Source organism: Pseudomonas neuropathica (assembly GCF_015461835.1).
In the GTDB taxonomy this organism is placed as follows: domain Bacteria; phylum Pseudomonadota; class Gammaproteobacteria; order Pseudomonadales; family Pseudomonadaceae; genus Aquipseudomonas; species Aquipseudomonas neuropathica.
Genome location: NZ_JACOPX010000018.1, coordinates 122,443 through 147,246, shown reverse-complemented (window position 1 = coordinate 147,246; position 24,804 = coordinate 122,443). Strand labels below are relative to the sequence as shown.

The window sequence follows — 24,804 nt, the reverse complement described above, 5'->3', positions numbered from 1 at the left end:
CTACTGAACATAGGCGAAAATCGAGTCTGAAAAACCTGATTATTGCTCAGGAAGCAGGCACAGCAAGGGGGAGCAAGCTCCCCCTTCAGTTTTTACCGGACACTAGTGACGCTCTGCGTGGGAATGCCTCAACGGACGCTCCGCGTTCGGCTCTGGAAGGGACGCGGAGCGTCCCGGGCTGCATTCCCACGCAGAGCGTGGGAATGATCAGGTTCGAGGCAACTCAATCACAAACCGCGTCCATCCTGCTTCAGATTCGCAATGAATCTGCCCACCATGGGCGCGGACGATCGACTGAGTAATCGCCAGCCCCAACCCTGCATGCTCACTGCTGCCTTCCTGCCGCGCCGGATCGGCCCGATAAAACCGGTCGAACAAGCGTGGCAGCAGCTCCGCAGAAATCCCCTCGCCACTGTTTTCTATTGAAACGCGCACAGCGTTCGGTTGCTCAACGATCCGCAAGCTCACATAGCCCTCAGCCGGGGTAAACCGCAGTGCGTTATCCAGCAAATTCGACAGCGCCCGGCGCAACATGCTGCGATCACCTTCGATCCGCGCATGGCCCTCGCGCGTCAGCTTGACCCCGGCGTCCTCCGCCAGCGGCGCAAAAAACTCCAAAAGCACATCGGTTTCATCCGCCAGCTCCAGCGCTTCACGCTTGGGCATCAGCAAACCGTGATCAGCCTTGGCCAGGTACAACATGTCGTTGACCAGTTGCGCCATCCATTGCAGCTCTTCGAGGTTACTGTGCAGCGCTTCGCGGTAATCCTCGATCGGCCGTGGGCGGGTGAGGGTGACCTGAGTGTGGGTCAGCAGGTTCGACAATGGCGTGCGCAGCTCATGAGCGATGTCGGCGGAAAACGCCGAGAGCCGCTGAAACGAGTCGTCGAGGCGTGCGAGCATGGCGTTGAAGCTGTGGGCCATTTCCGCAAGCTCGGGCGGCATTTGCGCTTCCGGCAGTCGGGCATTCAGCGATTGTGCGGAAATCCCACGGGCGACCGCGCTCATGCGCCGCAACGGGCGCAAGCCGCTGCGGGCCGCCCAGGCGCCGAGCAAGGCAGTGGCCAGCGCCGAGAGACCGACGGTCAGCCAGATCAGGTGCTGCATACGTTGCAGGAAGTGTTGGTGATGGGTAATGTCGAGCAACAAGGACAATTGCGGTGAATCGGCTTTGTCCGGGTAGAGCGGGGCGTTGAGTACGCGATAGTCGCTGCCGTCGTTGCTAACTGTCGACAGGCCGGATTGTTGCGGTAAATCCTTGGGGATTAGCGTCGAACTGTCGTACCAGCGTTGGCCGTCGCCGCCAGTGATGCGTAGCGACAGATCGGCCTGACGACTCAGCTCATCCGCAAGCCGTGCTTCACGTTGGCCGGGTTGAACATCCTGCAAGGCGCGGCGCAGGCCGATCAGCTTGCCGTCCAGTTGTTGCTGGTCGAGTTCGATGAAGTGCGCTTCGCTGGCACGGTTGAACAACACCCCGGCAAACAGCGAAACCACCGCCGTGCAGGCGGCAAACAACAGGGCCAGGCGTGAACTCAGGGACAAACGACGCATCAGGCGCCACGCTCTTCGAGCACGTAACCCATGCCGCGCACTGTGTGGATCAGTTTGTTGGGGAATTCATCGTCGATTTTCAGACGCAAACGGCGGATCGCCACTTCGATGACATTGGTGTCGCTGTCGAAATTCATGTCCCAGACCTGTGAGGCGATCAGCGATTTCGGCAGCACCTCACCCTGACGACGCAGAAGCATTTCCAATAGCGCGAATTCCTTGGCGGTGAGATCAATGCGTTGGCCACTGCGTTCGACCCGACGGCGAATCAGGTCAAGACGCAGATCGGCCAATTGCAGGCTGGTTTCCTGTGGTATAGCGCTGCCGCGACGCAACAGGCTGCGCACCCGCGCCAGCAGTTCGGAGAAGGCGAACGGTTTGACCAGATAGTCGTCGGCGCCCAGTTCCAGGCCATGCACCCTGTCTTCCACGGCGTCTTTGGCCGTCAGAAAAAGTACCGGCGTATCCAGCCCGGCGCTGCGCACCGCTTGCAGAATCTGCCAGCCGTTGCGGCCCGGCAGCATCACGTCGAGGATCAGCAGCGCATAATCACCGCTCAGTGCCAGTTGCTGACCGCTGTTGCCGTCGGCCACCAGTTCCGTATTGAACCCGGCCTCGGTCAGGCCCTGGCGCAGGTATTGGCCGGTTTTCGCTTGGTCTTCGACGATCAACAGTTTCATGGGCGACTCGGTTTTGTTCGGGGTGTAGAAACGAAAGCTTTATACCTTGAGAGCAGGCGACAGGCGCCAACCTGACAAAGTTGTAATCTGCCTGTCAGGTAGATGCCAGCGCCGGCCGGCTAAAGTTTCCCACAGGCTGAACCTTATCTTGTTGGAGAACGACCATGTTTTTACGCCAATCCCTGACGTTGGCTGCCTGTCTGTTGGCGCTGAGTTCGCCAGTGTGGGCCGCGCCAGCTCACACCTACGATTTTGGCCAGCCAGCACCTGCCGCCAATGCCACACGCAGCATTGAAGTGGTGTTGAACGACATGTCGTTCGACCCCAAGGCGATTCAGATCAAGGCCGGTGAGACCGTTCGTTTTGTGCTGGTGAATAAAGGCCAGTTGTTGCACGAATTCAATCTCGGTGACGCAGCGATGCACGCCAAACACCAGCAGGAAATGCTGCAGATGCAGCAAAGCGGCATGCTTACGCCTACCGGTATGAAGGAAATGTCCCACGACATGGCTGGCATGGATCACGCAGCGATGGGCCACGGCATGAAGCACGATGACCCCAATAGCGTGTTGGTCGAGCCGGGCAAAACTGCCGAGCTGACCTGGACCTTCAGCAAGGCGACCAGCCTGGAATTCGCCTGCAATATTCCCGGGCATTATCAGGCGGGCATGGTCGGCAAACTGACGGTCAGTCAGTAAGCACTCAAAGGCGCGGGCAAAGACTGGTAGAATCCGCTGATTCTTCAGTCAGGTTTCCGTCATGCATCCCGCAGCCGAACATTCGCCGCTGGGCAAATCCAGCGAATACATCGCCACATACACGCCGTCCCTGCTGTTCCCGATTCCGCGCACCGCGAAATGGGCCGAACTGGGCCTGACCGCCGAAACCCTGCCGTATAAAGGTGTGGATTTCTGGAACTGCTTCGAGCTGTCGTGGCTGCTGCCGTCGGGCAAGCCGGTGGTGGCGATTGGCGAATTCAGCATCCCGGCGGATTCGCCGAACATCATCGAATCGAAGTCGTTCAAGCTGTATTTGAATTCGTTGAACCAGACGCCGTTTGCCGATGTTGCCGCATTGGAGGCGACGCTGGTCAAGGATTTGTCGGCCGCCGCCGGTAAACCGGTGGGCGTGCGGGTACGCAGCTTGAAGGACGTCGAAGCAGAAGGCGTCGTGGCGCTGCCCGGCGTGTGCATCGATGATCTGGATATCAGTGTCAGCAACTATGAGCATCCGCGCCCGGAATTGCTGCGTTGCGATGATTCGCGGATTGTCGAGGAGACGGTGTATAGCCATCTGCTCAAATCCAATTGCCCGGTGACCAGTCAGCCGGACTGGGGCAGTGTGGTGGTGGAATACCGTGGTTCGGCGCTGGATCATGCGAGTCTGCTGGAATACATCGTCAGCTTCCGCCAGCACTCGGACTTCCATGAGCAGTGTGTGGAGCGGATTTTCCTGGATCTGCAGCGTCTGCTGAAACCAGAAAAACTGACGGTGTTTGCGCGCTACGTGCGTCGCGGTGGATTGGACATCAACCCATATCGCAGCACCGAAAGCGTACAGCTGCCGAACCACCGGCTCGTACGTCAATAAAGATCAACTGTAGGAGTGAGCCTGCTCGCGATAGCGGTGTGTCAGTTAACATCATCGTCAACTGGCTCACCGCTATCGCGAGCAGGCTCACTCCTACAGGGGAACGCATTGCCAAAGTTGAAATGAAAAAGCCCTGCCAGTGATGGCAGGGCTTTTTTGTAAGGCGGGGAATCAGATCCCCATGCTGCCCAGCGCGTTAACGATGTTGCGCAGGGTGCCGGCGATGGCCGGGTGTTCGACTTCGAAGCGTTCAACCGCCAGATTCACGCCATCGGCAATGCTGGCGTCTTGCGTGGCGCTTTCCAGTTGAATTTCGGATTCAATCTGCGCCATCAGCGCACGCAGGTCCTCACGTTCGACTTCCGACAGCGGCGGATTCTGCTCCAGTTGCTCGCGCAGGGCATTCAGTTGTTCTTGCAGTTCTTGGGCGGGCATGGTGTTTTCCTTTTATCAATAGGCACTGGCATTGACCGCAGCCGCGCGCCAAAGGTCTATGGCTGACCTTTAGATTAATCCACTCCCGTCAAACCTGCATGATCCCGATCAGGGCTTTTCGCCTTTGAGCCGGCGCAGGCTGATGTCGGCCAGGCAGGTGTCGAGTTCGCCCAAGTGATCGATGACCGAATGCACGCCCAGCCCGAATAACTGCACGGTGGCCTTGCCACGCAAGTGTTCGCGTTCTTTCTGGCTCAAGGCTTGCCATTCCTGAGGCGCCAGGCCGCAGAGCGAGCCGCAGGAGGCGAGGCCGATGGTCCACAGGCCGGCATTCAGTCCAGCTTCCAGCAGGCGCGGTTCGCCACTGACCAGCACGCAACCGTCCAGGCTGCCGACGTTCAGCGTCATCAATGCTTGCCAACAGGCGTTCGGGGCGGGCCATGGGTTGATTGTTGCCGAATGTTGCGCAGGCGTGATCCACGCCGGCAGCGAGGCCGACAACGCTTGCGCGAGGGGCGGGGGCAATTCATCCAGCCAGGCGCAGGGAATCTGCTGGCGCTGCAGGCTGTGCAGGCTGTCGAGTGCGCCGGGTGTGGGCTCGGCATGCTCGGGCAGGGTGATCGTCTGTTGCCGGGCGCGAGCACCGAAATCCACCAGACAACCGCTGAGTCCGAACAGTACGGCCGTCAGGCTGGGGGCGGCGACGGGCAAGGTTTCGGCGTGTGTCATGGCAACGTCCCTGAAATAACGATCAGGCTAGGGCGTCTCAGTGACAGTTGGATGACAGCGGTGTGAAGGCGACGCGTGAAGCGTCCTACAGACTGCTTCATTGCGCAGACTGTCCAAACGGGCTTTTGCGCTTATACTAGCGACCTGAATACCCGGACCCAGAGGTCCGCGACAGTACCATTCCAAGGAGTTTTTCTATGCGCTGGAGCAATCCGCTCGCTCAGCTTTGTGTATGTGCCGGCCTGTTGCTGGCCCCGTTTGCCTCTCAGGCGGCAACGGAAGAAGACCCTTGGGAAAGCGTCAACCGTCCGATCTTCCAGTTCAACGACTTCGTTGACACCTACGCGCTGAAGCCATTGGCGCAGGGCTATGAGTTCGTTACACCGCAGTTCCTTGAAGACGGCATTCACAACATGTTCCGCAACGTCGGTGACGTCACCAACCTGGCCAACAACATCCTGCAGGCCAAACCGGCTGCCGCTGGCGTCGACACTGCACGTCTGATCTTCAACACCACGTTCGGTCTGCTCGGCTTCTTTGATGTCGGGACCAAAATGGGCCTGAACCGCAGCGATGAAGATTTTGGCCAGACCCTCGGTTACTGGGGCGTCGGCAGCGGTCCGTATGTAATGCTGCCATTGCTCGGCCCAAGCACCCTGCGTGATGCACCGTCGAAATACGTCGACAGCTACACCGGTATGTACCGCTACATCGACGACGTGCCGGCGCGTAATTCGATCTTCGGCCTGAACATCGTCGACACCCGCGCGAGCCTGCTGTCGAGCGAGAAGCTGATCAGCGGCGACAAGTACACCTTCATCCGCAACGCTTACTTGCAGAACCGCGAGTTCAAAGTGAAGGATGGCCAGGTCGAAGACGATTTTTAATCTCGACCGGTAAAAACAAAGGCGACCTCAGGGTCGCCTTTTTTGTGTGCAGCTATTTCATCTTCAGGATGGTCAGACCGAGTTTCTGGCCGCCGTCATCCTGTGCTCGAATCCAGACCACTTCAGTCTCGGCCTCAAGGCCAGTGAGAGCCGCGTGGTCGGAGTCGATGCGTACGCTCAAACGGTCGCCGACCGCGAACTGGCGCGGCGCTTCGACCTGCATGCCGCTGCTGGAGAGGTCGATGCACACCCCTGAAACTTCATCACCTTCATGAATCAACACGACATCGGCATCGACCCGCATGCGGATGAAATCGCGCTTTTCGCTGTAGTCCCGACTGGTTTGACTCATAGGTTCGTCCTTCCATTGGGTTACGGTTTGAGCTGTTCTTATAACTCTCGGTGATTTGACAAGTAAAGTCGTCAAGCGACCATCGGCGCATGCTTGAAACGCTCTGCGGATGGGAGTACCGTCTGCGCCTTAGAAGGGCACCTCTGGTGCAACCGCGTTTGCAGCCAATGCTCGAAAGCGGTGCAGCAGAGAGGCTAGAAAGCGAATCCAGTAGTCTGCGCAGGGCCAAATGCCCCGCCAACTACGCCAACCTAATTCTGGCGCCGTTTGCCCACATGCCAAAAACCAGTGCCACGCTGCTGATAATCGATGATGACGAGGTAGTGCGCGCGAGCCTCGCGGCCTATTTGGAAGACAGTGGTTTCAGCGTCCTGCAGGCCAGCAACGGCCAACAGGGTCTTCAGGTATTCGAGCAAGAACAGCCCGAGTTGGTCATCTGCGATCTGCGCATGCCGCAGATGGGCGGTCTCGAACTGATCCGTCAGGTCACCGAGAGGTCACCGCAGACGCCGGTGATCGTGGTGTCGGGTGCCGGCGTAATGAACGACGCGGTCGAGGCCTTGCGCCTGGGCGCGGCGGATTACCTGATCAAGCCTCTCGAAGATCTGGCTGTGCTCGAGCACTCTGTGCGCCGGGCCCTCGATCGTGCGCGCTTGCTGCTGGAAAACCAGCGCTACCGCGAGAAGCTGGAAAAGGCCAACCGTGAGCTTGAAGCCAGTCTGAACCTGCTCCAGGAAGACCAGAACGCCGGTCGCCAGGTGCAGATGAACATGCTCCCGGAAAGCCCGTGGAGCATTGACGAGTTCAAGTTCGCGCACCAGATCATCCCGTCGCTGTACCTGTCGGGTGATTTTGTCGACTATTTCCGAGTCGACGAGCGCCGGGTCGCGTTTTACCTGGCCGATGTATCCGGGCATGGCGCCTCTTCAGCCTTCGTCACCGTGCTGCTGAAGTTCATGACCACGCGCTTGCTGTTCGAATCCAAGCGCAACGGCACATTGCCGGAATTCAAGCCTTCGGAAGTCCTTGGTCATATCAACCGGGGGCTGATCAGTTGTAAGCTGGGTAAACACGTCACAATGGTCGGTGGAGTCATCGACGAGGAGACCGGTTTGTTGAGCTATAGCATCGGCGGCCATCTGCCGTTGCCTGTGTTGTACACGCCTGACAGTGTTCGTTATCTCGAAGGGCGTGGTCTGCCGGTGGGGCTCTTCAATGAAGCCACCTACGAAGACCACGTGCTTGAGCTGCCGCCGACGTTCAGCCTGACGCTGATGTCGGATGGCATTCTGGATCTTTTGCCAGAACCTACGCTCAAAGAAAAAGAAGCCGCTTTGCCTCAACGGGTGAAGTCGGCGGGCGGCAGCCTGGATGGTCTGCGGCAAGTGTTTGGATTGGCCACGCTAGGGGAGATGCCGGATGATATCGCCCTGTTGGTGTTGAGCAGGAATCTTTAATGAGTACCGGTAGAATCCAGTTCGCCGAGCAGGACGGCACCTTCGTCCTGAAGTTCGTCGGTGAAGTTCGCCTGACCCTGTGTTCGGCGTTGGATGCGACTATTGAGAAAATCTTCACCGCGCTGAATTTCAACGCGATCGTGATCGATTTGACCGAAACCCGCAGCATCGACAGCACGACGTTGGGCCTGTTGGCCAAACTGTCGATCCTGTCGCGGCAGAAGGTCGGCCTGCTGCCGACCGTCGTCACCACCCACGAAGACATCACCCGTCTGCTGCAATCGATGGGTTTCGAGCAGGTGTTCAACATCGTCAACCACCCGGTGCCGTGCCCCGAGTGCCTGGACGACCTGCCTGATCAGGATCAGTCGGAAGAAGTGGTGCGGATCAAGGTGCTTGAAGCGCACAAGATCCTCATGGGCCTGAACGATTCCAATCGTGAAGCATTTCATGACCTGGTGAATGCCCTCGAAAGACACTGAGGGCCTGAAATGTGGGTAGAGCCTGCTGGCCCTATCGCGAGCAGGCTCACTCCTACAGGGTTCTTCATTCGACACACAATCGCGATCAGACCACAGATCCCTTGTAGGAGTGAGCCTGCTCGCGATAGCTCTCGCAAGAACACTGGAATTATCCAGCACCCACAAAAAAGGGCGAATCCACCAGGATTCGCCCTTTTTGCATTTCACCCACTCAAATCACAGCTTGGCCTGCAACAGCGCCTCAAGCTTCTCCTGGTCGCGAGCAAACTGACGGATGCCCTCGGCCAGTTTCTCGGTAGCCATCGCGTCTTCGTTGGACAACCAGCGGAACTGCGCTTCATTGAGGCTCAGACGGGCTTCACCGGCGTTGCCCGGTGCCAGTTTGCGCTCCAGCTTGCCGGTATCGGCCGCCAGCTTGTCGATCAGGTCCGGGCTGATGGTCAGGCGGTCGCAGCCGGCCAGTTGCTCGATCTGATTGAGGTTGCGGAAGCTCGCGCCCATGACCACGGTTTTGTAGTCATTGGACTTGTAGTAGTTGTAGATGCGGGTGACCGACTGCACGCCCGGATCATCAGCGCCGGTGTAGTCGTTGCCGTTGGCCTTCTTGTACCAGTCGTAGATGCGGCCGACGAATGGCGAAATCAGGAACACCCCAGCGTCGGCGCAAGCGGCGGCCTGGGCGAAGGAGAACAGCAGGGTCAGGTTGGTCTGGATGCCTTCCTTCTCCAGCACTTCGGCGGCGCGGATGCCTTCCCAGGTCGAGGCGATCTTGATCAGTACGCGATCACGGCCAATGCCGGCCTTGTCGTACAGCTCGATCAAGCGATGCGCGCGTTTGAGCACGGCGTCCTTGTCGAACGACAGACGCGCATCCACTTCAGTGGAGATACGGCCCGGGATCACTTTGAGAATTTCCTGGCCGACCGCGACGCCGAAACGGTCGCTGGCCAGGCCGACATCGCCCTTGCAGTCGCTGACGCAAGCATTCAGCAGCTCGGCGTAGGCCGGAATGGCTGCCGCTTTGAGCAGCAGGGACGGATTGGTGGTGGCGTCGACCGGTTTGACTCGGGCGATCGCTTCGAAGTCGCCGGTGTCGGCAACAACGGTGGTGAATTGTTTGAGTTGTTCCAGCTTGGAAGTCATGGGCGTGCTCTGTCCTATGGGTCTGATGACATTACCCGAGCGCTGACAGCCACTCAAGGGCGGGTACGTGTATCGATGGCCCCCGCGGCAACAACCTGAAAACGATTGTTTGAAAGGCGGGACGCGGTATCGATGAATACGATGCCAAAACAGCCAACAGGTTCAAAGCAACCGACCTGCGAACAGGCCGGTTGTGCATGCGCTACTGGGCGTTCAACAGGGCTTCGACGGACATACGCGCCGGTTTCGGCTGCCCGTCAGAGGTCAGCAGGCCGAAGTTCTTCTCGCGGTCGTTACTGCCCGAATCACTGTTCTTCCATTCATAAATGGACGTCAGCGGAATATTGAGCTTTTTAACATCGCCAATAAACGTGTTGATCTTGCTCGCTTGTCCTTCAGGCCCACCATTGGAGGCGAGCGCCGAGATGCCCCATTCACTGATGACTCCCGGCAGATGGAAGTTTTGCTGAATAAAGTTTTGCGCATTGCTGATCTGCGTGGCGGTCATGCCGTAGGGGTGGTAGGACACGGCGCTCAGGCATTTGGGGTATTCGCTGACGATGCGGTTCAGCGCCACGGTTGCAGCCGAGCCTGCGCTAGGCGGGCGAGCGAAGCCGTAACCGATCACGGGTGTCGATGGAGGCTGCTCCTGCAGCGCCTTGCACACGCCGCTCATGAACGGCACAAACGTGGTGTCGAAATTGCGCGTCGGCCAGTAGGTTTCCAGGTCCGGCTCATTCCATAGCTCGATCGCCACCAGTTGCGCGCTGTACGACTGTTGCAGCCCCGTCACGGCTTTGGCGAAGCCTTCACCGGCAGTGCTCAGCTCGGCGCTCGAGGTGGCGGGCAACGCCTTGATCGCGCGGACCGTCAGCAACACCGGCAGGCCCGCAGACTGGGCTGCGGCGAAGGCATCGCTGACCTGTTTCTGATAAGCCTTGGCTGTCAGGCTGTCGCTCCACACACCGAAGCGGACAAAACCGAAGCCTGCCGACTTGATCTGCGCGGCGTCGGCGGCCGTGAAGTTCTGGATCTTCACCTGCACGCCGATGTTCTTGGCTGGAAGGTTGGGAAACAGGTCGCTGGCGTGAACCTGAGTCGTAGCCCCTGCCACCATCAACGCCAACGCGCCGAGTCTTTTGAGATGTGTTGTTTTCATGTCTGCTCTCCCGAAGAGAAGTGACAACTGCGAATAAATGATCTCGTTTCTCAATTTTCGAGTGAGGTGATGGCACTTAGTGCGCGAATGTTAGTTTTTGTCGGAAAACAATCACTCGAAAATCACAGTTATTTTTAGTCCGTTAATAGTGGTTGGGGGGCTTTTAAACGCTGTGGTACTTAATGCTTCGGTACTAACAGGGCGAATCTATTTCTGAGTGCAGGAAGATCTTGAGGGTTCATTCAAATGCGCTCGGGATGTTGGCCGTTTGACATTACACAGGAAAGTAAACCTTGTTCAGAAAGATCCTTGTTGTCTGCGTGGGCAATATATGCCGAAGTCCGACGGCAGAATTGTTGTTGCGTAACGCGCTGGGGACATCGGCCATCACGGTGACCTCCGCAGGCCTTGCTGCCCGCGTCGGAGAAGGCGTCGAGGCTTCGGCCCGGCAGGTTCTCGAAGAGCATGGGCACCGCGCCGAAACGTTCAAGGCACGGCAACTGACCGCGGACATCGTCAATGACTCAGACCTGATTCTGGTCATGGAAAAACAGCATGTTAATCAAGTACTGAAGATTGCCTCTCACGCCAGAGGCAAAGTGTTTCTGCTCGGCAAGTGGCAGAGCGAGCGCGAAATACAGGACCCGTATCGTCAAGGCAAGGCCGCTTTTATTCATGCCCATGCATTGATTGAAGATGCTGTTAGTTCATGGGCGCAGCGCCTCGGGCATTGATGAATATTCTTCAGATCAGTGAATGGTAAGAACAGACTTATGCAGTTACCGTCAGTAATCGGCACCCGTGACAACGATCAAGACAGTATTGATCTGCTCGGCATATTTGGCAGCCTGATCGATCAGAAATGGTTGATCGGCGCACTGACCGGGGCCTTTATGGTGACGGGCGTGGCCTATGCGGTTTTGGCCACGCCCGTGTACCTGGCCAATGCGCTGGTGCAGGTCGAGCCGAAAAAGAACGACATGCTCGGGTTTTCCGACCTCAACAGCATGCTCGGTGGGCAATCGCCGTCGGTGACCGAAATCGGCATCATCAAATCCCGCGCGGTGATCGGTAAAACCGTCGACGACCTGCGGCTGGACATCGATGTCACCCCCAACACCTTCCCGATGATTGGCGGCTTTCTCGCCCGGCGTTATCGCGGCGAGACCGAAACCAGCGTTGCTGCGCCGCGTTTCGGTTTGAACAGTTATGCCTGGGGCGGTGAGCGCCTGGAGTTTGCCCGGCTCAATCTGCCTAAAGAGCTGTTGGGCAAGAAACTCACCCTGATCGCTGGCGAACAGAAGCGCTTCCAGTTGCTCGATGACAACGACAACCTGCTGGTCGAAGGCGTCGCCAGCGAAGCTTTTGCGCAGGACGGTGTAGAAGGGCAGATCACCCAGTTGTTGGCCAATCCCGGTACGCGTTTCGAAGTGGTGCGTTACCCGCGAATCGTGACCATTCAGGGTTATCAGGACGCGCTGGATATCTCCGAGCAGGGCAAGGAATCGGGGATTATCAAACTGGCGCTGGCCAGCAGCGACGCCGCTGAAGCAGTGAAGATTCTCAACAAGATCGCCGCGCTGTACGTCGATCAGAACGTACGCCGCACCTCGGCCGAAGCAGCGCAGAGTCTGGCTTTCCTGCAAAGTCAGTTGCCGCAGGTCAAGCGTGATCTGGCCAAGGCCAGCGATGCGCTGAACGCCTATCAGACCCGCGGCAAGACCGTGAACATCTCGCTGGAAACCCAGTCGGTGCTCGGTCAGTCGGTAGCGCTGGAAACGCGGATCTCCGAGCTGAAAATGCAGCAGGCGGAGATGGATCGCAAGTTCACCAAACAGCACCCGGCCTATCGCGCGTTGATGAGCCAGATCGGCGAACTGACCCAGCAACAGAAGTCGCTGGAAGGCAAGGTTGGCGATCTGCCTGCCACGCAACAAGAGCTGCTCAACCTGACCCGCGATGTCGAAGTGGCCTCGCAGATCTACACGCAGTTGCTGAACAAATCCCAAGAGCTGGACATCGTCCGCGCCGGTGCCGTGGGTAACGTGCGTCTGGTCGACGCAGCGGATGTCGACCTGACCAGTCCGGTCAAACCGAAAAAAGCCCTGATCGTTATCATCGCCACCTTCCTCGGTGCTTTTGTCGGCGTGGCGCTGGTGCTGCTGCGCAAATCCCTGAGCCGTGGTCTGGAAGGCCCGGAAGCCATCGAGCAACTCGGTTTGCCGGTGTACGCGTCGATTCCGTACAGCGCCTTGCAGGATGAAGAAGACAACAAAAAAGGCCGCGCCCGCGACGGCGTCGACAAGCCTGCGTACTTGTTGGCCCTGCGCAATCCGACGGATCTGTCGATCGAATCGATCCGCAGCCTGCGCACTTGCCTGCACTTCGCCGGGCTCGATTCGACCAACAACCGCATCATGATTTCCGGGCCGAGCCCACAGGTCGGCAAGACCTTCGTCTCGTCCAACCTCGCCGCGGTCATGGCGTTGAGCGGTCAGCGCGTGGTGCTGATCGATGCCGACATGCGCAAAGGTCACCTGCACAAAACCCTCAACACGCCGATCACCAACGGCTTGTCCGACCTGCTGGTCAAGCGCTGCAGCATCGATCAGGCAATCAACAAGGTCGAAATCGACAACCTGCACTTCATCAGTCGCGGCCAGGTACCGCCCAATCCCTCCGAGCTGTTGATGCACGCCAACTTCCGCGAGCTGCTGGCGGAACTGAGCGAACGCTACGACCTGGTGATCATCGATACGCCGCCGCTGCTGGCGGTGACTGATGCGGCCATCGTTGGCCGTGAAGCCGGGATCAGTCTGATCGTCACGCGCTTCGGAGTGAACCCGGCCAAGGAAATCGAACTGACCATTCGCCGCTTCGCGCAAAACGGCATCGAACTCAAAGGCGCGGTGTTCAACGGCGTCGAGAAGCGCGCGGCCAGTTACTACGGCAATGGCGGCTACGGCTATTACAACTACGAATACGCGTCCGACAAATCCTGACTGTCAGCGACTGTTTTTTCCTGTTTGAAGTGGGTGATTTGTGAAGAAAATACTGCACGTGGCAGAGACGATCAAAGGTGGCGTCGCGACGGTGATCCGGACGATTTCGGCTTCGCCTGAAGGCGATGCGGCGAACTACGAGCTGGTGTACGTGGTGCCGGATGATCAGGCCAAAGAGTTGCACGGTATCGGCGCGCAGCAGATCCGCACCTTTCCCCGCACTGGACGCAATGTGCCGTCGTTGCTGCGTTTCGCCTGGCGTTTGACCCAGGTGATGCTCAAGGAAAAACCCGACGTGGTGCATTTGCACAGCACCTTTTCCGGCGTGATCGGCCGATGCGTATGTGTGCTGTTGCGACCGTGGCGCAAGCCGAAAATCGTCTACTGCCCGCACGCATTTTCGTTCCTGATGGAAAGCTCGCCGACCAAGCAGAAAGCCTATGCATGGATCGAGCGGGTGCTGCAGAAAGTCACCGACGTGATCATCTGCGTGAGCCAGTACGAACTCGACAAAGCCGCGCGCTTCGGTATCGAGCGCAAGCGCATGAAGCTGATCTACAACGGCATTCACCACAAGGATGAAGCGCCGAAAGCGGCCAGTCCCGAGCCGATTCATCTGCTCTTCGTCGGTCGCCTCGATTACCAGAAAGGCTTCGACGTGTTGCTCAAGGCCTTCGCCAACGTGCAGCGCAAAGACTTGAAGCTGACCGTGGTCGGCAGCGCGGTGAACGAGGACGCGGTGGAGTGCCCGCCGATGGACTCTGTTGAATACCTGCCATGGGTCACGCCGAGCGAAGTGCAGGCGCTGTATCAGAAAGCCGATGCGCTGATCGTGCCGAGTCGTTGGGAAGGTTTCGCCATGGTGCCGCTGGAAGGCATGGCTATGGGTTTGCCGGTAATCGCCAGCAACTGCACTTCGCTGCCGGAACTGGTCACCAATGAAGTCTCCGGTTATGTCTTTCCGTCCGGCGATCACCAGGCATTGGCCGACGTGCTGACGATTATCCAGAAACCACGCTTGCTCGACCTCGGCAACGAAGGCCGGAGCATTGTCCGCGAGCGTTTCAGCGCCGCGTTGATGATTCGCCAGACCTACGACCTGTATCGCGCTCCCACTTTTTAAGTAGAACTCAAGCATATGAACGTAACGATTTTGCATGGCTACAGTGCGTCCAACTCCGGTGACGGCTTGCTCGTCGATCTGGCCATTGCCCTGGTGCAGCGCAACTTTGGCGAAGACACGGCGATTAGCGTGGTAGCTTCCGATCCGGATTCTTTCAGCTACTTGCCGCACCCGCGTTTCGACGCGCCGGTGATGGCGGCCAAGGGTCTGGGCCGGGTCAAGCAAGCGGTGTTTCTCAATCAGTCCTACGCCGGGCTGGCGGATCTGTTGAAGAAAACCGATCTGATCGTCGGCGTCGGCGGCGGCTACATGCGCTCGAAAAGTGCTTTCGAACATATCAAGCTGAAACTCGGCCACGCCAAGCAACTGGAAACCGCGATCCTCAGCAAAGTGCCGTCGGTGTACCTGCCGCAAAGCATCGGCCCGTTCCATGGCGAAAGCAGCAAGATCGTCGAGCATTACGCCAGCGCCGACGCGGTATTCGTCCGTGACAACCGCTCTTCGGCCATTTTCGATGCCTGCGCCAATGTCTACCGCGCGCCGGATCTGGCCGTGCAATCGCTGGCGAGCAAAATCCTTCAGCAAGCCAAATTCACCCGCTGCGCATCGTCGCCGGCCACAGTCTGCGTGGTGCTGCGCAAGCCGCCGGAGTGGAGCAAGGAAAAGAAAGTCGCTTACGTGGCCAATCTGAAATTGCTGCTGCAGCGCCTGAAGAACAAAAGCAAAGTGGTTTGCGCCGTACAGAGCGCGGTGCGTGGCAACGATGACGGTGCGTTCTATCGCGAGCTGGGCATTACCGAAGATCTGCTGTCGTTGAAGGCGACGATTGCCAAGTATCAGCCGGACCTGGTGATTTCCGTACGCCTGCACGGCGCTATCGAATCGCTGCTTTCCGGCGTGCCGGCGTACCACATCAGCTACGAACGCAAAGGCTTCGGCGCCTATCAGGACATGGGCGTGGAAGACTGGGTGATCAACGGTGGCGACATCAATGTCGACACCATCATCGACACGGTTTACGCGCCGAATGCGTTGTCGAATTTCGGCAAGCGCCTCACCGACACCTGCCGTGAAATCGAGGCAAAAACCGTGGCCATGGACGAGATCATCAAGGGTGTCGTTCGATGATATTTCGGCTACTGCTTCGCGGCGGAGCCTTGGGCGCGAAGTTTTTGCTGGTGTTGGCGATCACCCATTACCTCGGTTATGAGGCGCTGGGTTTTTACGGCGTGGTGGTCGCGGCGTCGTTGATCGCGTCGAAGTTCTACAGTGTCGGGTTCAGTTCCGAGATCAATCGCTTGATCAGTGTCGGCGGCAGTTCGCGCCGCGTGGTCGACAAGGTGCTGCTGCTGTACCTCGCCGTTGGCGTGGTCTTGTCGGTGGTGACGGTGCTGATTTATTCGCTGTTCCAGCAAGTCGAAGCGAGCGCCGCGCTGATCCTTTGTGTGACGCTGGTGTTGCTCACTGAGCATCTGTCGTTCGAGATCAACTCGTTCGTGTTTTCCGCGCAGAAAGCCACGGCGGGCGCGCTGCTGTTTTTCATCAAGACCGGCCTGTGGGCGGTGTTGGCCGTGGGCGGGATGATGCTCGGATGGGTGTCGGGAATCGCCAGTGTGTTGTGGTTGTGGGTCGCCGCCAACGTGCTGGTGATCATCGCCGGTTACCTGATCGTGGTGAACGTTCATCACGGCCGGGAAGCCGGGACACTGGCCACTGCTACTGTGTGGAAAGCGGGGTTACCGTTTTACCTCGGCACCGGGTTGATCGCGTTGAGTCAGTACGCCGAGCGGTTTCTGATCGCCGACCTCGAACCGTACGCCAAACTGGGTCAATACGTGTACGCGTGGTCAGCGGCCAACACCTTGCAGGCGCTGTCGTATGCGGTAGTGGCGGTGGTCGGGATTCCGCTGTTGGCCAAGCGTTTTCAGGCTGATCAGCAGGCGTTCACGGTCAAGCAGTTGTTTGTCAACAAGTGGGTCATGCGCTCGCTGGTGGTGTCGGCGGCGGTGGCGGTGGCGATCTATGTGTTTTTCAACGTGGTGCTCGATTACGTCGCCACCAGCGTGCCGCGCCCGGACAATGCGATCCTCGGCGTACTGATTTTCTCCTTCGCGTTGCGCGCGATTGGCGACATCGTCTGGGGCGGTTTGATTGCCTCGAAAAACAGTCGTGTATCGCTCGCCAGTGCGGCGATCTGTCTGCTGGTTTCGGTGCCGGTCAGCTATGTGTTGATCAAGCACTATTCGATTTACGGCGCCGCTTGGGGCAATGTCTTCGCGATCATCGTGCAACTGCTGGTGATTGCCGTACTGACCCGCGCAACGGCCGGGAAAAAGGCTGCGTTGTCATGGGCCTGAAACTGCCGTGCATCGAGTTTCGCGGCAAGCGACTCGATTCGTATGTCTCGTTCCTGATCCTCTTCACCGGGCTGTTTCTGTCGGTGGCCATGCCGCTGCTGATTCCCCGTGATCCGGGGCCGGATGCGATGACGTTGTGGTCGTCCTACGCCCGCGCCGACAACTGCAATTTCTGGAACCCGTTCTCGCCGGATCGCTCGTCCTACGAGTGCTCGGCGTTCCTGCTGCGGCCCACCGGGATCAACCTGACCAATGCCTGGGCCTACGGCATGTTCTGCAATTTTTTCCTCACGGCGATTCCGGTGGTGGTGTTCCGGCGCATGCCGTTGGCGATCTTCGGCACCCTGTGCCTGTGGGGGATTGTGCGCTCGTTTTTCCTGGAGAACCTGACCAAGGAAATCATCGTGTCGGTGGCGGTGTTGAGCATTCTGCTCAGCTCGCTGACGCGCAAATATCGCGGCGGGTTTTTTCTCTCGGCGGTGATCTACGGAGTGCTGATCCGGCCTTACTGGATTCTGTTTTCGCTGTCGTGGGTCGGCGTCTGTGTGATGAAAAAGTACGTCTCGCGCACGACGTTCTTTCTGATGCTGTTCCTGTTTTATCTGGCGGTGGCGATGTCGATCCAGCTCGCCCTGGGCTTTCCGGTGTCGTCGATCCGTGCCAGTAACAACGAGTTGCGCACGGCGGGCGAGGAGGGCTCGAAATCGTTGATCGTGTCGTGGCTCAGCGGCAGCGACTTCGTTTCGCAGGCGCTGGACTCGATGATCATCTTCTTCCGCCTGTCGTTCCCGGTGGAGCTGATTCTGCTGTCGGGGCCGGGGCAGGTGATCTTCGTCGCGTTGATGATCATGACCGCGTTGCTGCTGTTCAAAGTCATCACCTCGACCGATTACAAAGGCGCGCCGATCCAGACCAAACCCAAGGAACTGATCGCGATTCCGCTGGCGTTTCTGCTGGTGCAAGGCCTGTTCGAGCCGGACTTCGGCTCCTTCGCCCGGCACTTCTCGATGGTGGTGCCGGTGTTGTTCGTGGGTCTGGGCTTGATGCTGCGAGCGAACAAACCGGTGCAGGTTGAATCAAGAATTCTGAATTGAGGCAGGTGCTTTATGTCGAGCAAGAAAAAGTCCCTGGAGATTGAAACCCTGCGTGGCCTGGCGTGCCTGTTGCTGGTGCTCTATCACGTCATCGGCCCGCTGGGCGGCGGGTTGAAGATCGATATCGGCTCGCCGTTCCGGGTGCTCGCCGATTCGATGGTGTACGTGCGCATGCCGTTGTTCACCTTCATCTCCGGGTACATCTATTCGATCTACAAGATTCGTGGCAATGACTTTTCCGCGTTTTTCAGCGGCAAGGTGCGCCGCTTGATCGTGCCGCTGTTTTGCGTCGGTGTGCCGTTCTCGGTGTTGCAAGCGGTCGGGCCGGGGGTGAACAAGGATGTCGGGGTGATCGACGCGCTGTTGTCGTTCTGGGTGCCGATCAACCACTTCTGGTTCCTGCAGGCGGTGTTCATCATTTTCATGTTCGTCGGGCTGCTGGAGTGGCGCGGGATGTTACGTTCGGCGACGCGTTTGTATGGGCTGTTTGGGTTTGCGGCAGTGTTGTTTCTGCTGCCGCCGTTCAAGTTCGATGCGTTCGGGATCAACGGGGCGATTTATCTGCTGCCGTTTTTTGTCGCGGGGATGATTGGCCAGGAGAACGTCGATGCGCTGAAGCAACGCTTCAAGGTGATCGGGCCGTTGGTGTTTGTGTTGATCTCGCTGACGTTGTTGTATGTGGCGGCGATTGATCGTGAGGCGATTGTTGATCGCCGCAGCCTGATTGGTCTGACCGTGGGTTGCGTGTCCTGTATTGCGCTGCTGTCGAGTGATATGCGCTCTAAGGCGCTGACCTGGCTCGGTGGTTATTCCTATGCGATCTTCCTGTTTCATGTGCTGTTCGCGGCGACGTCGCGGTTGGTGCTGGGGCGGTTGGGGGTGAAGGATGAGAGCTTGCTGGTGCTCGGTGGTTTGACCTTTGGTTTGCTCGGGCCGGTGCTGTTGTCGATGGTTTTCAGTCGGTTCAATTTCACTTCTGTACTGTTCCTTGGGGAGCGTGCGGCGAAGAAGAAACCGGCGGCGCCCATCGTTCCGGTGGTGCAGACGCAAAACAGCTAAAAGCTTCGCGAGCAAGCTCGCTCCCACAGGGATGGTGTGACTTGCAGAGATCCAATGTGGGAGCGAGCTTGCTCGCGAAGGGGCCATTCCAGACTGAAGGAAATTTTGCATGTTGGCAGTAGATGAAGCGCAACCCGTGGCAGCGTCGGTGGTTCAGGTGGGCGATGCGCGCGAGCGTTTCGCACAGTGGCGTGAAGGCAAGGCCGGCAAGGTGTTGTCGGTCTCGGTGATCGGCGACAGCTACAGCGCCGGGCAGGATTTCTACTTGAACAAACTGGTGCAGCGCGTGGCCGGGGAGGTGGGTTTTGCCGGGCCCGGTTACGTCGGTTTCAACCACGGTGCGGCGCTGGGCGGCACGCATTTCAAATACACCCGCAGCAGTGACAAGTATTTCGGCGGCGACTGGAAGGTTTCAGAGTTGGGGCAAGCAAGCCCGGACAGCCGCACAGTGACGGGCCGGCCCGGTGCGTGGTTGCAGGTGGATGCCAATCCTTCGCCGCGCATCGATACGGCGGTCATTCAGGCGAAACTGCTTTATCTGGGTAACGGCGAATCCAGCGAGATCCGCTACCGCTGGACGCCCTCGCAAGACTGGCAGCCGTTGAAGCTTGAAGGTTCGGGCGTTCAGGAAGTCGCGCTGACAGGTCTCTCGGCAGCGAAAGACTGGTCCTTCAAACTGGAAGTGGTGAAGGGCGCGCCGACGTTGTTCGGCTTGTGGATGAGCAACGATCAGAACGGCGTGCGGGTTTCGAAACTGGCGGCCTCCGGTGCGGCCTCTGCGGACTTCTATCACCAGGACCCGCAATGGCAGGTGCAGTGGAAAGCTGCCGTGTCGAAGATCCCCGCTGATGTTTACCTGATCATGCTCGGTGGCAATGACCAAGGCTTCGGCGTGAAGCCTGCGCAGTATCTGCAAAACGTTCAGGGGCTGGTGGGCATGCTGCGCGAGATTCAACCGCAGGCGAGCATCAACCTGATCATGCGTCAGGACACCACACGCTCCAGCGCTTATCCGATGTCAGCGTATGCGCAGGTGCTTGAGCCGTGGGCGCGAGAGCAGCGCCTGGGCTACGCCAATCTGCAATGCGCGTTCGGCCCCGACGTCAAACGCTACGCGGCAGCGATGATCGGCCCGGACAAGATTCATCCGGTGCCGGCCACGGGCGGGAAGGTGATTGCCGATTACTTTTATGGCTGGATCATGGGCGCCAAGGATCGTTGCGACACCCTCCCGAAATAACCACAAAACCCCTGTAGGAGCTGCCGAAGGCTGCGATCTTTTGATGTTGCTGTTAAAAACAAGATCAAAAGATCGCAGCCTTCGGCAGCTCCTACAGGGGAGTGTGTTTATTCGAATTGTTCTATCTGGCCCAGCAGCTCCGAGAGTTTCTGCGGCATCAAGCGCGTATCGCACCGAGTCTCAACGTTGATGATGATCGCCGGGTCGTTGCAGCAAATCCGCACGCGAAAACGCCAGTCACCGAAGATCACCTTCAGACCATCACGGTCATCCATTTCCAGCGCCTGCTCGCCATACAGCTTTTTCAAATGTGCGAGCAGCGGATAGGGATCGCGTAGCGGCCGGCGGATATCACCGGACGCCGGAAATACGCCAATCCGCTCCACCAGCAGAATCGTGCCCAGCCAGGACTCGTTGGCGCTGGGCAACGGTTGATGGCGCGACAGCCAGCTCATCACCCCGAGGTTACCCACCTCGCGTTCAATCTCTACGGAATGTTGTGCAATGTTCATGGTGGCCTCGTTGGGTGAAGGGAGCCGTCTCAGCGGCCCTTGAGATAGACGTTTTCGTAGCAGAAATTGGTCGCCTGCAAGTAACCCTCGGCGTCACCGCAGTCAAAGCGCAGGCCTTTGAATTGGTAGGCCAGCACGCAACCGTTCTGCGCCTGTTTCATCAGCGCGTCGGTGATCTGGATTTCGCCGCCCTTGCCCGGTTGGGTGTCGGCGATCAGGTCGAAAATGTCCGGGGTGAGGATGTAGCGGCCGATGATTGCCAGGTTCGACGGCGCGTCTTGCGGGGCCGGTTTTTCCACCATGTTGTTGACGCGGTAGATGCCGTCGGACATCAGCTCGCCGGCGATCACCCCGTACTTGTGGGTCTGGTCGGCCGGGACTTCCTGGATGGCGACGATCGAGCAGCGGAATTTCTTGTACAGCTCAATCATCTGGGCGAGCACGCCGTCACCTTCGAGGTTCAGGCACAGGTCATCGGCCAGCACCACGGCAAACGGCTCATCGCCGATCAGCGGACGACCGCTGAGAATCGCGTGGCCCAGACCTTTCATTTCCACCTGCCGGGTGTAGGAGAAGGTGCAGGTGTCGATCAGTTCGCGGGTACCGGCGAGGAATTTCTCTTTCTCGGTGCCGCGAATCTGGTGTTCGAGTTCGTAGCTGATGTCGAAATGGTCTTCCAGCGCACGCTTGCCGCGACCGGTGACGATGGCCATGTGTTGCAGGCCGGCGTCCCGCGCTTCTTCAACGGCGTACTCGATCAACGGCTTGTTGACGATCGGCAGCATCTCTTTCGGCATGGCTTTGGTGGCCGGCAAGAAACGCGTGCCATAGCCGGCAGCGGGGAACAAACATTTACGAATCATAAAAGTATCCTGGACAGTCATGGAACACAGGCGACGGATGCGGGCCATAAACAATGGCTGCAAGTTTCAATATTGATTGAAGGCCTACTTTAATACCTGAGTCAGGTTGTTAATGGCAATTAGTTGGGCCGGTAAAACATGACAATGTTATGAGATGTCGGCGAATGCTTTATTGGTTATTTTTAGTCGGTATCGGTTGATAGTGAAGAGCGCACAGGGAGTGCTAATAAGTAGCGGGCAATACAGTGTGACCTGCAAAAATATTTATTGCCAGTCATTGAACTAGTTTTGTTTTCGGTTGTTGTCGCCTGTTTGTGTGAGTTGTGACACATCTTCAATGAAACAGGCTTGACACGCTACTTGTCACTCATCCAAAGACGGATAGCACTATGAAGATTCTGGTAACGGGTGGCGCCGGCTATATCGGCTCGCACACCACACTTGCTCTACTTGAAGCAGGTTATGAAGTTGTCGTACTGGATAACCTTTGTAACAGCAGCGAAGCCGCGTTGCACGCCGTTGAGGGCATTTGCGGCAAGAGTGCCTGGATGATCCGCGGCGATGTCTGTGACCGGGCATTGCTTGACCGGATTTTCCGCGAGCACAACATCGAAGCGGTGCTGCATTTTGCCGGCCTGAAAGCGGTCGGCGAGAGCGTGCGCAAACCGCTCGAGTACTACGAGACCAACGTCAGTGGCAGCATCAATCTGTGTCAGGCGATGGCGGCGGCGGGGGTGTTCCGGCTGGTGTTCAGCTCGTCGGCCACGGTGTATGGCGAGCCCGAGCAGATGCCGATCCGCGAGGACTTTCCCACCGGCAATCCGACCAATCCCTACGGCCAGTCCAAGCTGATCGTCGAGAATGTCCTGCGTGACTTGAGCCTGGCCGAGCCGCGCTGGAGCATCGCCTTGCTGCGCTACTTCAACCCGATCGGCGCCCACGCCAGCGGGAACATGGGCGAAGACCCCAACGGCATCCCGAATAATCTGGTGCCGTACATCAGTCAGGTGGCGGTCGGCAGCCTGCAAGAGTTGTCGATCTTCGGCAACGATTACCCGACGGTCGATGGCACTGGCGTGCGCGATTACATCCACGTCGTCGATCTGGCCGACGGGCATTTGAAGGCGTTGCAGTCGATCTCCGGGCGCACCGGCATTCATACCTGGAACCTCGGCACCGGCGATGGTTACAGCGTGCTGCAAGTGCTCCACGCGTTCGAGCAGGCCTGCGGGCAACCGGTGCCGTACCGGATGATGCCGCGCCGCTCCGGGGATATCGCCGAGAGTTGGGCCGACGCCTCCAAGGCGGCAAAAGAGCTGGGCTGGAAAGCTACGCGCAACTTGCAGGACATGGTCACTGATACTTGGCGCTGGCAATCGAACCATCCCCAAGGCTACTCGCGATGATGGCCATTTAGTCCAATGTTATTTTCAGTCAGGTTGTTAGATAACGTCGGGAAATTACACTGGCAATGCCTTTTGCAAGTCCGTAGATATAAACCTGCCGTTCGACTTTTATCAGTTGGGTAAGACTGTGAAAGAACGACGGATCATGTTCGCGCTTTTTGCGGACTTGAACTCACCACCGCTAACTCAGGCCAGTTTTATAACAGGTCGAATGTTAGAAAGGAGTTGATATGAAAAAAGTGATGGCAGTTGCCCTGTTGACGATGTTGAGCAACTGGGCTGCCGCCGCTGAAGCACCGTTGACAGCGGTAACCAATGTAGGTGGCAACGTGGCGGCTTCTCAAGCGCCCGCAGCCAGTACTGCAATGGTTGCCAGTGCTGTAGCGGCGTCTAACAGCGGTGGCAGTGCCAACGGCGGTACCACCGGTACGACGGGTACCACCGGTACAACCGGCACGCATAACTAACAGGAAGTTCTGTTAGTGCAGTACAGGGTCGCCCGACGCAAGTCGGGTGACTTTGTTTTTGGATTCGCCCTTGAATAGCGTAGTGCCATTATGACTCGTAGTGTTTATCTTTTAATGTTGGCAAGTCTCGCTTTGCAAGGTTGCATGTTTTCCCCCGGTCAATACCTCAGCACCAGTGACATCACCCGCCAGGGTGCCAGCGAAAGCAGCCGGGTCGAGCTGATTCCGATCACGCCCAAGCTGATTGCCATGAATCGCGCCACGCAAAAGCGTGAGTCGCTGCCGCCGGAGCTGCTGGCGACGCCGGCTGAATACCGCATCGGCAACAACGATGTTCTGTACATCACCGTGTGGGATCACCCCGAACTGACGGCACCGTCCGGCGCGCAACAACAGATCGATGCCAACGGCCGTCTGGTGCGCTCCGATGGCACGCTCTATTACCCGTTCATCAAGGAAGTCCAGGCCGCCGGCCGGACCATCCAGCAACTGCGCTCGGACATTGAACAGCGGCTGTCGGCGTTTATCGCCGAGCCGCAGGTGGATGTCGCGGTGTTGCGTTTCGCCAGCCAGAAGGTCGTGGTCACCGGCGCGGTGGCCAAGGCCGGGCCGCAAGCGATTTCCACCAATCCGCTGAGCGTGGTCGAAGCCCTCGGCTCGGCCGGCATCGACACCAACAACGCCGATCTGTCCGGGCTGTTGCTGACGCGCAAGGGGCGTACTTATCCGCTCAATCTCGACTCGCTCAATCAGGCGGATTCCGAGTTGCAGAACGTTTACCTCAAGGGTGGCGATCAGCTGTATCTGCCGTACAACGACAACAAGCGCATCTACGTGATGGGCGAGGTCAACCAGCCGCGTGCGCTGAGTTTCAAGACCGCGACGATGAACCTCACCGACGTGCTCGGTTCGGTTGGCGGCCTGGCCCAGACCACCTCCAATGGCAACGCGGTCTATGTCATTCGGGGCGTGGAAAACCTCGATGTCGAACCGGCCAAGATCTACCAGCTGGAAGCCGAATCACCGACCGCCATGGCCCTCGCTTCGCACTTCGAAGTTCGCCCGCAGGACGTGGTGTATGTCGGGCCTGCCAACGTGACTCGCTGGAACCGTCTGATCAGCCAGTTGGTGCCGTCGGCATCGATTGTCGGCACCGGCGCTTCCGCTGCGAAGAACTGGAGCGAATACAGCAACAACAACGCCAAATAAGGTC

General features: G+C 58.3%; 25 protein-coding genes. 16 read left to right on the top strand and 9 right to left on the bottom strand.

What is annotated here, in order from left to right; genetic code table 11:
- Window positions 1-207 precede the first annotated feature (207 nt).
- A complete protein-coding gene (locus H8F23_RS24445; protein ID WP_194936098.1) occupies window positions 208-1,554 on the bottom strand; it encodes a heavy metal sensor histidine kinase in 1,347 nt (448 codons plus the stop codon).
- Window positions 1,554-2,234, bottom strand: a complete 681-nt coding sequence (locus H8F23_RS24440) for a heavy metal response regulator transcription factor (protein ID WP_194936097.1) — start codon at window positions 2,232-2,234, stop codon at window positions 1,554-1,556. The genes H8F23_RS24445 and H8F23_RS24440 overlap by 1 nt, the downstream gene beginning before the upstream one ends.
- Window positions 2,235-2,398: 164 nt before the next feature.
- Between H8F23_RS24440 and copI the strand changes: the two genes are divergently transcribed.
- Both copI and queF read left to right on the top strand, forming a co-directional pair.
- The gene (gene copI / locus H8F23_RS24435; RefSeq protein ID WP_186624457.1) at window positions 2,399-2,932 is read left to right on the top strand and encodes a copper-resistant cuproprotein CopI; all 534 of its coding nucleotides are present in this window, start codon (window positions 2,399-2,401) and stop codon (window positions 2,930-2,932) included.
- A 61-nt stretch (window positions 2,933-2,993) separates the two neighbouring features.
- Complete coding sequence (queF, locus tag H8F23_RS24430; protein WP_194936096.1) at window positions 2,994-3,824, top strand: NADPH-dependent 7-cyano-7-deazaguanine reductase QueF; 831 nt, start codon at window positions 2,994-2,996, stop codon at window positions 3,822-3,824.
- A gap of 171 nt (window positions 3,825-3,995) precedes the next feature.
- Here the strand turns inward: queF and H8F23_RS24425 are convergent, their stop codons facing one another.
- Window positions 3,996-4,259: a DUF4404 family protein gene (locus tag H8F23_RS24425; protein WP_194936095.1), complete on the bottom strand. Its 264-nt coding sequence runs from the start codon at window positions 4,257-4,259 to the stop codon at window positions 3,996-3,998.
- Between the two features lie 108 nt (window positions 4,260-4,367).
- Entirely contained in the window at window positions 4,368-4,988 is a 621-nt protein-coding gene (locus H8F23_RS24420; protein ID WP_194936094.1) for an HAD family phosphatase, read from the bottom strand.
- A 197-nt stretch (window positions 4,989-5,185) separates the two neighbouring features.
- Between H8F23_RS24420 and H8F23_RS24415 the strand changes: the two genes are divergently transcribed.
- Window positions 5,186-5,875 carry an MlaA family lipoprotein gene (locus H8F23_RS24415; RefSeq protein WP_093433716.1) on the top strand — a complete coding sequence of 230 codons (690 nt, stop codon included), beginning with the start codon at window positions 5,186-5,188 and terminating at the stop codon, window positions 5,873-5,875.
- A 52-nt stretch (window positions 5,876-5,927) separates the two neighbouring features.
- Here H8F23_RS24415 and H8F23_RS24410 read toward each other — a convergent pair whose 3' ends face one another.
- Complete coding sequence (locus tag H8F23_RS24410) at window positions 5,928-6,227, bottom strand: PilZ domain-containing protein (protein ID WP_186624453.1); 300 nt, start codon at window positions 6,225-6,227, stop codon at window positions 5,928-5,930.
- Between the two features lie 275 nt (window positions 6,228-6,502).
- On the opposite strand from H8F23_RS24410, the gene rssB reads away from it, so the two are divergent.
- Both rssB and rssC read left to right on the top strand, forming a co-directional pair.
- Window positions 6,503-7,684: a two-component system response regulator RssB gene (rssB, locus tag H8F23_RS24405; protein WP_194936102.1), complete on the top strand. Its 1,182-nt coding sequence runs from the start codon at window positions 6,503-6,505 to the stop codon at window positions 7,682-7,684.
- On the top strand, window positions 7,684-8,166 hold the full coding sequence (gene rssC / locus H8F23_RS24400; RefSeq protein ID WP_003226553.1) for an anti-sigma factor antagonist RssC: 483 nt from the start codon (window positions 7,684-7,686) through the stop codon (window positions 8,164-8,166). Before rssB ends, rssC begins: the two co-directional genes overlap by 1 nt.
- A 216-nt stretch (window positions 8,167-8,382) precedes the next feature.
- Here the strand turns inward: rssC and tal are convergent, their stop codons facing one another.
- Both tal and H8F23_RS24390 read right to left on the bottom strand, forming a co-directional pair.
- Window positions 8,383-9,309 (bottom strand): transaldolase, encoded by a 927-nt coding sequence (tal, locus tag H8F23_RS24395; protein ID WP_007910528.1) that lies wholly within the window; start codon window positions 9,307-9,309, stop codon window positions 8,383-8,385.
- A gap of 202 nt (window positions 9,310-9,511) precedes the next feature.
- Window positions 9,512-10,468: a cellulase family glycosylhydrolase gene (locus H8F23_RS24390; RefSeq protein ID WP_194936093.1), complete on the bottom strand. Its 957-nt coding sequence runs from the start codon at window positions 10,466-10,468 to the stop codon at window positions 9,512-9,514.
- A 293-nt stretch (window positions 10,469-10,761) separates the two neighbouring features.
- Between H8F23_RS24390 and H8F23_RS24385 the strand changes: the two genes are divergently transcribed.
- From H8F23_RS24385 to H8F23_RS24350, 8 genes are all read left to right on the top strand, one after another.
- On the top strand, window positions 10,762-11,202 hold the full coding sequence (locus tag H8F23_RS24385) for a low molecular weight protein-tyrosine-phosphatase (protein ID WP_194936092.1): 441 nt from the start codon (window positions 10,762-10,764) through the stop codon (window positions 11,200-11,202).
- A 39-nt stretch (window positions 11,203-11,241) separates the two neighbouring features.
- Window positions 11,242-13,470 (top strand): polysaccharide biosynthesis tyrosine autokinase, encoded by a 2,229-nt coding sequence (locus H8F23_RS24380; RefSeq protein ID WP_194936091.1) that lies wholly within the window; start codon window positions 11,242-11,244, stop codon window positions 13,468-13,470.
- Window positions 13,471-13,510: 40 nt separating this feature from the next.
- Complete coding sequence (locus tag H8F23_RS24375; RefSeq protein ID WP_194936090.1) at window positions 13,511-14,593, top strand: glycosyltransferase; 1,083 nt, start codon at window positions 13,511-13,513, stop codon at window positions 14,591-14,593.
- Between the two features lie 15 nt (window positions 14,594-14,608).
- Window positions 14,609-15,721, top strand: coding sequence for a polysaccharide pyruvyl transferase family protein (locus H8F23_RS24370; protein ID WP_034156412.1), 1,113 nt, complete (start codon window positions 14,609-14,611; stop codon window positions 15,719-15,721).
- Entirely contained in the window at window positions 15,718-16,950 is a 1,233-nt protein-coding gene (locus H8F23_RS24365) for an MATE family efflux transporter (RefSeq protein WP_194936089.1), read from the top strand. The genes H8F23_RS24370 and H8F23_RS24365 overlap by 4 nt, the downstream gene beginning before the upstream one ends.
- Window positions 16,941-18,044, top strand: coding sequence for a hypothetical protein (locus H8F23_RS24360; RefSeq protein WP_016986717.1), 1,104 nt, complete (start codon window positions 16,941-16,943; stop codon window positions 18,042-18,044). Before H8F23_RS24365 ends, H8F23_RS24360 begins: the two co-directional genes overlap by 10 nt.
- Window positions 18,045-18,056: 12 nt before the next feature.
- Complete coding sequence (locus H8F23_RS24355; RefSeq protein WP_194936088.1) at window positions 18,057-19,103, top strand: acyltransferase family protein; 1,047 nt, start codon at window positions 18,057-18,059, stop codon at window positions 19,101-19,103.
- A gap of 109 nt (window positions 19,104-19,212) precedes the next feature.
- On the top strand, window positions 19,213-20,343 hold the full coding sequence (locus H8F23_RS24350; RefSeq protein WP_194936087.1) for an SGNH/GDSL hydrolase family protein: 1,131 nt from the start codon (window positions 19,213-19,215) through the stop codon (window positions 20,341-20,343).
- 107 nt (window positions 20,344-20,450) lie between these two features.
- Here H8F23_RS24350 and H8F23_RS24345 read toward each other — a convergent pair whose 3' ends face one another.
- A complete protein-coding gene (locus tag H8F23_RS24345) occupies window positions 20,451-20,855 on the bottom strand; it encodes a phosphohexomutase domain-containing protein (RefSeq protein ID WP_194936086.1) in 405 nt (134 codons plus the stop codon).
- Between the two features lie 29 nt (window positions 20,856-20,884).
- Window positions 20,885-21,718: a UTP--glucose-1-phosphate uridylyltransferase GalU gene (galU, locus tag H8F23_RS24340; protein ID WP_194936085.1), complete on the bottom strand. Its 834-nt coding sequence runs from the start codon at window positions 21,716-21,718 to the stop codon at window positions 20,885-20,887.
- A gap of 389 nt (window positions 21,719-22,107) precedes the next feature.
- On the opposite strand from galU, the gene galE reads away from it, so the two are divergent.
- The 3 genes from galE (at window position 22,108) to H8F23_RS24325 (ending at window position 24,800) form a co-directional block, all read left to right on the top strand.
- Window positions 22,108-23,124: a UDP-glucose 4-epimerase GalE gene (gene galE, locus H8F23_RS24335; RefSeq protein ID WP_194936084.1), complete on the top strand. Its 1,017-nt coding sequence runs from the start codon at window positions 22,108-22,110 to the stop codon at window positions 23,122-23,124.
- 230 nt (window positions 23,125-23,354) lie between these two features.
- Window positions 23,355-23,591, top strand: a complete 237-nt coding sequence (locus tag H8F23_RS24330; protein ID WP_007910552.1) for a hypothetical protein — start codon at window positions 23,355-23,357, stop codon at window positions 23,589-23,591.
- A 90-nt stretch (window positions 23,592-23,681) separates the two neighbouring features.
- Window positions 23,682-24,800 (top strand): polysaccharide biosynthesis/export family protein, encoded by a 1,119-nt coding sequence (locus tag H8F23_RS24325; protein ID WP_194936083.1) that lies wholly within the window; start codon window positions 23,682-23,684, stop codon window positions 24,798-24,800.
- Window positions 24,801-24,804: the final 4 nt, after the last annotated feature.